We start from the raw sequence: 10411 nt of genomic DNA, 5'->3' as shown, positions 1-10411 counted from the left end.
CGCGCCCGGTCACCGCGCGGCGGCGGCTGCTCGGGGCGCTGTGCGACCTGCTGGCGGTGGTGCTGCTCGGGGCGACCCTGGTCGTCCCGCTGCGCGCCGCGCTGCTCCTCGGCGGCGCGACACCGGATCCGGAGGCGCCGTCGGGCTGGGCCGGGCCGGGCTGGATCGGGCCGGCCGAGGCGGTCGTGGGCACCTGGCTGCCCTGGGCGCTGCTGTTCGTGCTGCTGCCGGTGCTGGGCCCGGGCGGCACCATGGGCCAGCGGGCGGTGCTGCTGCGCCCGTCCCTGCCCGACGGCTCCCGGCCGTCCCGGGTCCGCCTGCTGGCCCGCAGCACGGCCGGCACCGGCGGCTTCGTCCTGCTGCAGGACATCGGCGACCTCGCCGCGACGGTCGGCACGCTCTGGGGGCTGGTCGGGCTGGTCGGCCTGCTGGCCACCACCGGGCACCGCGGGTTGGGCGGGATCTGGACGGGCACCGTGCTGCTGGACCGGCGGACCCGGCACGCTCCGGAGCCACCCGCGCTGCCGGTGCGGCACGAGTGAGCGCTGTGGCCTCAGCCCCGCTCGCGCAGGGCGAACCACCGCTCGATGCCGAACCGGCCGTCGGGCACGAACGGCCAGCCCACCGGGTCGTCGAGGCGGGCGCGCAGCTCGGCCAGGGTGATCCAGTCGCCCCAGACGATCTCCTCCGGCTGGTGGCGCACCGGGCCGTCCCAGCGGACCTCGTAGGTGAACATGTGGCAGCGGACCGGGGCGTCCGTGCCGCCGGGGGAGCCGGCGCCCGCGCCGCTGGCGAAGCCGTCGAACGGGAAGTACTCGATCGGCACCAGCGGCACCCCGCTCACCCCGAGCTCCTCGGTCAGCTCGCGCGCCGCGGCGACCTCGGGCGACTCGCCCGGCCCGATCACCCCACCGGCCCAGCAGTCGTGCACGCCCGGGAAGATCAGCTTGTCCGGCGCGCGGCGGTGCAGGTAGACGCGGTCGCCGTCGCCGCTGCGCAGCAGCACGCCCGTCGCGCCGTGCCAGAGGCCGTCGCGGTAGACCACGCCGCGCGGGGCGGCACCGACCACCCGGCCCCCGGCGTCGAACAGCGCCACCCGCTCGGCGGCGGCGTCCTGCCCAACCTGCACCTTCATCATCTCCCGACCGCGACTAGGCTCGCCGTATGGCTCCGCACGCACGGTACGTCGCCGCCCGGGGGGTGGTCCGGTGACCGCCCGCCGCATCATGGGCACCGAGATCGAGTACGGCATCTCGGTCCCCGGTGACCCCTCGGCGAACCCGGTCATCACCTCGACCCAGGTGGTCCTGGCCTACGCCGCGGCCGCGGACATCCCCCGGTCGCGCCGCGCCCGCTGGGACTACGAGGTCGAGTCGCCGCTGCGCGACGCCCGCGGGTTCGACCTGTCCGCGCCGACGCTGCACAGCACGAGCGACACCGAGGTCGACGACCTCGGCGCGGCCAACGTCATCCTCACCAACGGCGCCCGGCTCTACGTCGACCACGCCCACCCCGAGTTCTCCACCCCCGAGGTCACCACCCCGCGCGACGTGGTGATCTGGGACAAGGCGGGGGAGCGGGTGATGGAGGAGGCCGCCGAGCGCGCCGCCACCGTGCCCGGCGCGCCGCGGATGCAGCTGTACAAGAACAACGTCGACGGCAAGGGCGCCAGCTACGGCTCCCACGAGAACTACCTGATGGCCCGCTCCACCACGTTCCCGTCGATCGTGGCCGGGCTGACCCCGTTCTTCGCCACCCGCCAGGTCGTCTGCGGCGCCGGCCGGGTCGGCATCGGAGCCTCCGGCGACGAGGCCGGCTACCAGCTCGCCCAGCGCTCGGACTACATCGAGGTCGAGGTCGGGCTGGAGACCACGCTCAAGCGCGGCATCATCAACACCCGCGACGAGCCGCACGCCGACGCGGACAAGTACCGCCGCCTGCACGTCATCATCGGCGACGCCAACCTCAGCGAGTACTCCACGCTGCTGAAGGTCGGCACCACCGCGCTGGTCCTGGACATGATCGAGAAGGGCGTCCGGTTCGACGAGCTGCGCCTGGCCGAGCCCGTCCGCTCGGTGCACCGGATCAGCCACGACCCGACGCTCAAGACCACCGTCGAGCTCACCGACGGCCGCCGGATGACCGGCCTGGACGTGCAGACCGCCTACTTCGAGAAGGCGCGCAAGCACGTCGAGAACACGATGGGCTCCGACGTCGACGACGACACCGCCGAGGTGCTGCGGATCTGGGGCGAGGTGCTCGACGCGCTGGCCCGCGACCCGATGGAGTGCGCCGACCGCCTCGACTGGCCGGCCAAGCTGCGGCTGCTGGAGGGCTACCGCGAGCGCGACGGGCTCACCTGGAGCTCCGGGCGGCTGGCCCTGGTCGACCTGCAGTACTCCGACGTGCGGATGGCCAAGGGCCTGTACAACCGGCTGGTCACCCGCGGCTCGATGAAGCGGCTGGTCGACGAGGAGCAGGTCACCGCGGCCATGCGCACACCGCCGGAGGACACCCGCGCCTACTTCCGCGGGCGCTGCCTGGAGCGCTACCCGACCGAGGTCGCGGCCGCGTCGTGGGACTCGGTCATCTTCGACCTGGGGCGCGAGTCGCTGGTGCGGATCCCCACCCTGGAGCCGTTGCGCGGCACCCGCCGCCACGTCGGCGAGCTGATCGACAACTCGGCCACCGCCGAGGAGCTCGTCGAGGCGCTCACCCGGGGCTGAGCCCACCGGCCCGCCCATCGGCGGCCCCGGATTCGCGGGCGTGTCGGCGGTCGGCTGGGTAATGTTCAACCTACGCCGACCCGGATCGGCCCGCGGTCGCGCGGGTGGTCCGGGCGTCGGCGCGCGATGAGGGAGGCAGACATGTCCCAGGAGCAGACCAAGCGCCAGGGCGGCGGTGGCGGCGACGACGAGGACGGGGCGGACGCGGCGGCGTCCGGCCAGGAGCGGCGCGAGAAGCTCGGCGAGGACGTCGACACGATCCTGGACGAGATCGACGACGTGCTCGAGGAGAACGCCGAGGACTTCGTCCGGGCCTACGTCCAGAAGGGCGGCCAGTAGCCGCTCGCCGGGGGCGGGCCCGCGCACCGGGGGCCCACTGGCACCACGCACCACCAGCACGGCAAGATCTGCCCGGCACGGTCGGCACGAACGATCGGCACGGCTCGTCGGGCTCGGCCGCGTCAGCGCTGCCCGGCCGAGCCCCGGGCACGCACCGCACGAGGGAAGGCACGCACCAGACCATGGAGTTCGGGTCGCCGGTCACCCCGGCGGGCATCGGCGCGTACCTCGCGCCCGGCCCGTCGTCGTTCACCGACTTCGTCACCGCCAACGCCCCGCACCTGCTGCCGGGCCGGACGGGCGACGCCGGCCGGCCGCCCGCCGCGGCCCCCGGTCCCCGCGGGGGCGGGCACACGCTCGACGTCCCGCACGGCACCACGATCGTCGCGCTCACCTTCTCCGGCGGCGTCGTCATCGCCGGCGACCGGCGGGCCACGTCGGGCAACGTCATCGCCCAGCGCGACATCGAGAAGGTCTTCATCACCGACTCGCACTCCGCGGTCGGCATCGCCGGCTCGGCCGGCATCGCCATCCAGATGGTGCGGCTGTTCTCCGTCGAGCTCGAGCACTACGAGAAGCTCGAGGGCGTGCCGCTGTCGCTGGACGGCAAGTCCAACAAGCTCGCCTCGATGGTCCAGCAGAACCTCGGCGCGGCCATGCAGGGCTTCGTCGTGGTGCCGCTGTTCGTCGGATACGACACCGAGAAGGAGCCGGCCCAGGCGGGTCGGATCGTCACCTACGACGCCACCGGTGGGCGCTACGACGAGTGGCTGGGCTACCACTCGGTGGGTTCCGGGTCGGTGTTCGCCAAGTCCTCGTTGAAGAAGCTGCACGACCCCTCGGCCGACCTGGCCGCCACCGTGCGCACCGCGGTCGAGGCCCTCTACGACGCCGCCGACGACGACACCGCCACCGGCGGCCCCGACCTGGTCCGGCGCATCTTCCCGGTGGTCGTCAGCATCACCGGCGACGACGGCGCGGTCCGCCGCTCCGACGAGGAGATCGAGGCGGTCGTGCGCGAGGTCGTCACCGGGCGCACCGAACGGCCCGGCGGCTGAGGCCACCGCACCGCACCACCCGTACGCCGATCACCCGTCGCCGATCACCCGTGACGACCAGAAGGATCCAGGAGCCCTCCCCGTGACGATGCCGTTCTACTCCTCGGTCGACCAGCTGCTGCGCGACCGCTCGGAGCTGGCCCGCAAGGGGATCTCGCGCGGGCGCAGCGTCGTGGTGCTGACCTACTCCGGCGGCGTGCTGTTCGTGGCCGAGAACCGCGGGCGCGCGCTGCGCAAGGTCTCGGAGATCTACGACCGGATCGGCTTCGCCGCGGTCGGGCGCTACAACGAGTTCGAGACCCTGCGCAACGCCGGCATCCGGATGGCCGACGTCCGCGGCTACTCCTACGACCGCCGCGACGTCACCGGCCGCATGCTGGCGAACTTCTACGCCCAGGTGCTGGGCAGCGCGTTCGTCGACCAGCCCAAGCCCTACGAGGTCGAGCTGTGCCTGGCCGCGGTCGGCGGCGACTCCGACTCCGACGAGCTCTACCGGGTCACCTACGACGGCTCCATCACCGACGAGCCGCAGTTCGTGGTCATGGGCGGCACCACCGAGCCGATCAGCGCCAAGCTCAAGGAGACCTACCGCGCCGGGCTGGACCTGCCCGCCGCGGTCGCGGTCGCGGTGGAGGGGCTGCAGTCGGGCATGCCCAACGGCACCCCGGCCGCCGACCGGCTGCTCGGGGTGTCCGCGCTGGAGGTCGCCGTCCTCGACCGGAGCCGCCCGCGCCGCACGTTCCGCCGCATCGAGGGCGCCGCCCTGCGCGAGCTGCTGCCGGAGGAGAACCGGTCGGTCGACGCCCCGGCCTCGTCGGGTGTGGCCGGCGGCGACGACGTCCCGGCCGGCGGCGGCGCGGGGGACGGCGACCAGCCGCGCTCGTAGCGCTCTGGCGCGGGTCCTCGGGACGCAGCCCCGGCCGTGGCGGCCGGGGCTCTTCCCGGCCCATTCTGTCAATGATCGATTGACACCATCGTCCAGTCAGCGAAACGCTGACCGGAACAACGTGCCGGTGACGGGGGAGTGCCGGGCCGGGTCAGCCCGCGCGGCCGGGTGTCAGCCCTGGAACGGGCGGTCGCGGTCCGTCCACTGGTCCTCGTGGCGGCGGTAGACCGGGATCGGCTTCTCGGCGACCCGGAAGGTGTAGCGGCCCGACTCCTCGACGACCTCGCCGTCGGTGGCCAGCATGCCCGGGAGGGCCAGCTCGACGTCGATCTCGGCGGCCTGGCGCTCGCCGTAGACGCGGCTGTGCCCGATGGCGCCGATCAGCAGCGCGCCCACCGCGCGCAGGCGGGAGAACCGCAGGTCGGCGCGCAGCCAGCGGATGTCGAGCAGCCCGGAGTCCAGGGTGGGCCGCCAGGCCGGGACGGCGCCGCGCGGGTGGTAGGGCCCGTTGCCGACGAACAGGAACCACACCGACGTCCACCGACCGTCGATCTTGATCTTCACGGGTTCGGCCCGGTGCAGCGTCGTCACCAGCGCCGCGGCGAAGGCGGGCCACTTGCCGCAGCGGGGCTGCCACCGCTCGCGCAGGCGCACCAGGTCGGGGTAGGAGCCCAGGCTGGCGGTGTTGATGAAGCAGCGGGTGCGCACGACCTCCTCGCTGAGCGGGTCGGCGCCCTTTCCCGGGTGCATCTCCACCAGGGCGAGGTCGACCGCGACGGCCTGCCCTGCCCCGGTGGAGTCCACGGCCTCCTGCAGGTCGTAGACGCCGACGTCGCGGGCGAAGTGGTTGAGGGTGCCGGTGGGCACCACGACCATCGGCAGCCCGCGCCTGCCGGCCACCGCTGCGGCCGCGGCGACCGAGCCGTCGCCGCCGGCCACGCCGATCGCCTTGGCCGCGTCGCCCTGCTTCTCGACGGCCTCGTCGAGCTGCTCGTCGAGGTCGCGGTCGGGCTCGGCGCGCACCACGACGGCGGCGGGGAAGGCCCGCACGAGCTCGTCGGCCGGGTCGTGGTCGGGGTCGCCGGAGCGCTGGTTGGAGATGATGACCAGGCCGCGACCCCGGGGCAGCTCGGGCACGGTGTCCAGCGGCCGGGCCCTGGCCTCGTCGCTGACCCGCACCGGCCACCAGCGCTGCGTGGCCAGCGCCACACCCGCGCCCAGCCCGGCCCCGACCAGGACGTCGGAGGTCCAGTGCACGCCCACGTGGACGCGGGAGTAGGCCACGCTCGCGGCCAGCGGCGCGACCGCGAGGCCGAGGCGCGGCTTCTCCATGGCCAGCGCGGTGGCGAACGCGGCGGCCGAGGCGGCGTGCCCGGACGGGAACGACGAGGAGGTCGGCGGGTTGTCGATGGTCTGGTAGGCGGGCAGCTCGGAGGCGGCCGGGCGGCGGCGCGGCAGCAGCGGCTTCATGATCGCGTTGGCGGTGGTGCTGGCGCCGGCGATGGCCAGCGCGCCGCGGAAGGCGGCCTTGCGGGTCACCCCGCGGCGCCCGGCCAGCGCGGCCGCGATCGCGAACCAGAGCAGGCTGTGGTTCGCCGCGGTGGACAGCGCCTTCATGGTCGGGTCGAGCGGGCTGGGCGGCAGTGCGGACACGGCCCGGGAGATGGCGCGGTCGGTGTCGTTCACGTGGCCGGTGTAGCGCCGCAGCCGGGAGATCACGGGCCGACCCTAGGGGGCCGCCGGGGCCGGGGCAGCGCGGGAGGCCACCTCGGCCCCGGCGCCGCGCCCGCCGCCGGGCGCGACGGCGGGTGCGGGTTTCCCCGACGGGTCCTGCCGGGCACCCCCCACGGGCCCGGCGCGTCCCCCCGACCTGCCGGGGAGCGGAGCCGGCGGATCGTCCGCCGTCTCCGCGCAGAAAGCTATCGGCGGTGGTGCGCCCCGCGCTTCGGTAGAACTACCCGGCCGGTGCGGGAGGCCGTCCCCGCGGGGACACCCTGGGGAGTGCAGGGCCGCCGATCGGGCGATCCTGAGGCGATCCGGGGGCGATCCCGTCGGCGCGGAACGTGTCACGATCAGCCGGTCTACGCATACGCTGGCGGGATGCAGCGGCGGATCTACGGTGTGGAGACCGAGTTCGGGGTCACCTGCACCTTCCACGGACAGCGACGCCTCTCCCCGGACGAGGTGGCGCGGTACCTGTTCCGCCGGGTGGTCTCGTGGGGGCGCTCGTCCAACGTCTTCCTGCGCAACGGCGCCCGGCTCTACCTCGACGTCGGCAGCCACCCCGAGTACGCGACGGCGGAGTGCGACTCGCTGGCCCAGCTCGTGGCCCACGACAAGGCGGGCGAGCGCATCCTCGAGGACCTGCTGGTCGACGCGGAGCGCAGGCTGGTCGACGAGGGCATCGGCGGCGACATCTACCTGTTCAAGAACAACACCGACTCGGCGGGCAACTCCTACGGCTGCCACGAGAACTACCTGGTCGCCCGGGCGGGCGAGTTCTCCCGGATCGCCGACGTGCTGCTGCCGTTCCTGGTCACCCGGCAGCTGATCTGCGGCGCGGGCAAGGTCCTGCAGACCCCGCGCGGCGCGGTGTACTGCCTGAGCCAGCGCGCCGAGCACATCTGGGAGGGCGTCTCCTCGGCGACCACCCGCTCCCGGCCCATCATCAACACCCGCGACGAGCCGCACGCCGACGCCGAGCGCTACCGCCGCCTGCACGTCATCGTGGGCGACTCGAACATGTCCGAGGTCACCACCCTGCTCAAGATCGGCTCCGCGCACCTGGTGCTGGAGATGATCGAGGCCGGGGTGCAGTTCCGCGACTTCACCCTGGACAACCCGATCCGGGCGATCCGCGAGATCAGCCACGACCTGACCGGGCGGCGCACGGTGCGGCTGGCCGGGGGGCGGGAGGCCAGCGCGCTGGACATCCAGCGGGAGTACTACTCGCGGGCCGTGGAGCACGTCGCCGCGCGCGGGAGCGAGGACCCGACCATCCAGCGGGTGCTGGAGCTGTGGGGCCGCACCCTGGACGCCGTCGAGTCCGGCAACCTGTCGCTGATCGACCGCGAGATCGACTGGGCCATCAAGCACCGGCTCATCGAGCGCTACCGCCGCCGCGACAACCTCGACCTGGCCAACCCGCGCATCGCCCAGCTCGACCTGGCCTACCACGACATCCGCCGCGGCCGGGGGCTGTTCGACCTGCTGCAGCGCAAGTCCCTGGTCGACCGGGTCACCGACGACGGCGAGATCGAGGCGGCCAAGGACACCCCGCCGCAGACGACCCGGGCCAAGCTGCGCGGCGACTTCATCGCCGCGGCCCAGGCCGCCGGGCGCGACTTCACCGTCGACTGGGTGCACCTCAAGCTCAACGACCAGGCCCAGCGCACCGTGCTCTGCAAGGACCCGTTCCGGTCGGTCGACGAGCGCGTCGACCGCCTGATCGCCTCCCTCTGACCCGAGAGGACCCCGGGCTGGTTGGACGGGAGCCGCTCTCGTCCAACCTGGTTGGACGAACGCCGCGCTCGTGCGGCGGCGGCGCCCGCGAAGCGCGCCCACACCCCTGCGAGGAGGGCCCTGCTTGATCTGAGGTCGCCCGCCGCGGAGGCGCTCTTTCCCTGCTCAGACGCTCACAGTTCGCCTGGGCGTGACGGGGCCGAAGGCGCCTTCACGCTGGCTGGTCACGTCGCCCAGGGACGTCACTGTCTGCTGCGCCTCCGGCGCGCTTCCAGCGGGGACCTCGGCTCAAGCAGGGGAGCACTCGGGGGTGGTGTGGGCGCTCCGCGCCCACGGGCCGAGCCGGGAGTGTGCCCGCAGCACCTGGTGTGTCGTCGCAGCCCGCCGGCGCGCTGCGACGACCCAGCCAGCGCTGCGACGTCCCCCGCCAGCGCTGCGAGACCACCCCAGCCCCTGCGAGGACGGCCCTCCCTCGCTGCGGTCGGCCGCACGAGCGCGGCTCTCGTCCAACGCCGCCGCACGAAAGCCACGTTCGTCCAACCAGCCACGTCCCACGGCGCGCCCCACGCGGTGAGGGGGGCGGGGTCAGACGTCGGGGAACATGCGGGCGCGCAGGTCGGCGAGGGTGTCCTGGACCGCGGGCGAGGTCACGCTCTCGTCGTTGCGGCCGGGTTCGACGCCGAACGCGCGCAGCAGCGCGGCCGCGGGCACGGCGGGGTCGCCGTGCCCGCCCAGCACCGGGTGCAGACCCTGCTCGGCGAGGTGGTTGAACACCAGGTTGACCACGGTCCACGGGTTGAACGTTTCCACCGGCTGGGAGTCCACCCGCCGAGCGTGGGCGCGGTCACACGGCGGGTCAAGACCGGCGGGTGTCGCATCATGAGACGCCGCCGGGCGCGCGGGGCCGGCGAGTCGCGGCGGCCGGCCACGGGGCCATCGGCGCTGGTCGTAGGATCCCCCCGTGTCCTCTGCCCGGGCCGAGAGGCTGGTCAACCTGGTCCTCTGCCTGCTGTCCACCCGGCAGTTCCTGAGCGCGGAGCGGATCCGCTCGATCGTGCCGGGCTACGCCGACGCGCCCACCGACGAGGCGTTCTTCCGCATGTTCGAGCGCGACAAGAACGAGCTGCGCGAGCTGGGCGTGCCGCTGGAGGTGGGGCGCACCTCCAGCTTCGACTCGATCGACGGCTACCGGGTGGCCCGCCAGGACTACGAACTCGGCGAGATCGACCTCGAACCCGACGAGGCGGCCGCGGTGGCGCTGGCCTCGCGGCTGTGGGAGTCCCCGGAGCTGGCCGGCCCGGCGCACGGCGCGCTGCTGAAGCTGCGCGCGGCCGGCGTCGAGGTCGACGAGGACCGGGGCCGCGTCGAGCCGCGGGTCATCACCGCCGACCCGGCGTTCGGGCCGCTGCTGGCCGCGGTCCAGGCGGGCCGGGTGGTGACCTTCGGCCACCGCCGCAGCGGCGAGTCCGAGGTGGCCCAGCGCACGGTCGAGCCGTGGGGCGTGGTGTCCTGGCGGGGCCGCTGGTACCTGGTCGGGCACGACCGCGACCGCGACGCGCCGCGTTCGTTCCGGCTCTCGCGCATCAGCGAGCCGGTGCGGGCTGTCGGTCCGTCCGCGGCGGTGCGGGTGCCCCCCGACGTCGACCTGATGGCGATGGTCCGGCACAACGTCGCCCCTCCGCCGGTCACCGGCAGCGCCCGGGTGTGGGTGGCCGCGGGGCGGGCGCACGGGCTGCGTCGCATCGCGCGGCCGGTGGGTCCGCGCACCCACCGGGGACGTCCCGGCGACGAGGTCGAGCTGGACCTGCGCAGCGTCGACACGGTCGCGCGCTGGCTGGCCGGGCAGGGCCCGGACGTCGCGGTGCTGGGCCCGGAGGCGCTGATCGCGGCCGTGCGGGCGGGCTGGGCCGCTGCGGCGGCCGCCCACGAGCCGGCGGCCG

9 protein-coding genes and 1 pseudogene are annotated in these 10411 nt (G+C 74.3%); 7 read left to right on the top strand and 3 right to left on the bottom strand.

Annotation, left to right across the window (positions count from 1 at the left end; all coding sequences use genetic code 11):
- Positions 1 to 542 (top strand): annotated as a pseudogene (locus KIK08_RS34105) (RDD family protein); the annotation flags it as partial.
- 11 nt (positions 543 to 553) lie between these two features.
- Here the strand turns inward: KIK08_RS34105 and KIK08_RS34100 are convergent.
- Positions 554 to 1135, bottom strand: coding sequence for an NUDIX domain-containing protein (locus KIK08_RS34100; RefSeq protein WP_214407439.1), 582 nt, complete (start codon positions 1133 to 1135; stop codon positions 554 to 556).
- A gap of 91 nt (positions 1136 to 1226) precedes the next feature.
- Here KIK08_RS34100 and dop point away from each other — a divergent pair, with 91 nt between their 5' ends.
- From dop to prcA, 4 genes are all read left to right on the top strand, one after another.
- On the top strand, positions 1227 to 2726 hold the full coding sequence (gene dop, locus KIK08_RS34095; RefSeq protein WP_214407442.1) for a depupylase/deamidase Dop: 1500 nt from the start codon (positions 1227 to 1229) through the stop codon (positions 2724 to 2726).
- 141 nt (positions 2727 to 2867) lie between these two features.
- The gene (locus tag KIK08_RS34090; protein WP_214407438.1) at positions 2868 to 3065 is read left to right on the top strand and encodes a ubiquitin-like protein Pup; all 198 of its coding nucleotides are present in this window, start codon (positions 2868 to 2870) and stop codon (positions 3063 to 3065) included.
- A 182-nt stretch (positions 3066 to 3247) separates the two neighbouring features.
- Positions 3248 to 4123: a proteasome subunit beta gene (gene prcB / locus KIK08_RS34085; protein ID WP_214407437.1), complete on the top strand. Its 876-nt coding sequence runs from the start codon at positions 3248 to 3250 to the stop codon at positions 4121 to 4123.
- An 82-nt stretch (positions 4124 to 4205) separates the two neighbouring features.
- Positions 4206 to 5009: a proteasome subunit alpha gene (prcA, locus tag KIK08_RS34080; RefSeq protein ID WP_214407436.1), complete on the top strand. Its 804-nt coding sequence runs from the start codon at positions 4206 to 4208 to the stop codon at positions 5007 to 5009.
- Positions 5010 to 5180: 171 nt separating this feature from the next.
- Here the strand turns inward: prcA and KIK08_RS34075 are convergent, their stop codons facing one another.
- Positions 5181 to 6728: a bifunctional phosphatase PAP2/diacylglycerol kinase family protein gene (locus KIK08_RS34075; protein ID WP_308258064.1), complete on the bottom strand. Its 1548-nt coding sequence runs from the start codon at positions 6726 to 6728 to the stop codon at positions 5181 to 5183.
- 381 nt (positions 6729 to 7109) lie between these two features.
- Between KIK08_RS34075 and pafA the strand changes: the two genes are divergently transcribed.
- Entirely contained in the window at positions 7110 to 8471 is a 1362-nt protein-coding gene (gene pafA / locus KIK08_RS34070; RefSeq protein WP_214407435.1) for a Pup--protein ligase, read from the top strand.
- Between the two features lie 585 nt (positions 8472 to 9056).
- Here the strand turns inward: pafA and KIK08_RS34065 are convergent.
- Positions 9057 to 9296, bottom strand: a complete 240-nt coding sequence (locus KIK08_RS34065; RefSeq protein ID WP_214407434.1) for a hypothetical protein — start codon at positions 9294 to 9296, stop codon at positions 9057 to 9059.
- Between the two features lie 136 nt (positions 9297 to 9432).
- On the opposite strand from KIK08_RS34065, the gene KIK08_RS34060 reads away from it, so the two are divergent.
- Positions 9433 to 10411: helix-turn-helix transcriptional regulator (locus KIK08_RS34060; protein WP_214407433.1), on the top strand; the 979-nt coding region annotated here is incomplete at its 3' end.

The sequence above is a fragment of the Pseudonocardia lacus genome (assembly GCF_018531445.1).
GTDB lineage: Bacteria > Actinomycetota > Actinomycetes > Mycobacteriales > Pseudonocardiaceae > Pseudonocardia > Pseudonocardia lacus.
Note: the sequence above shows the minus strand (reverse complement) of the source record. Positions and strands in the feature narration are given on the sequence as shown.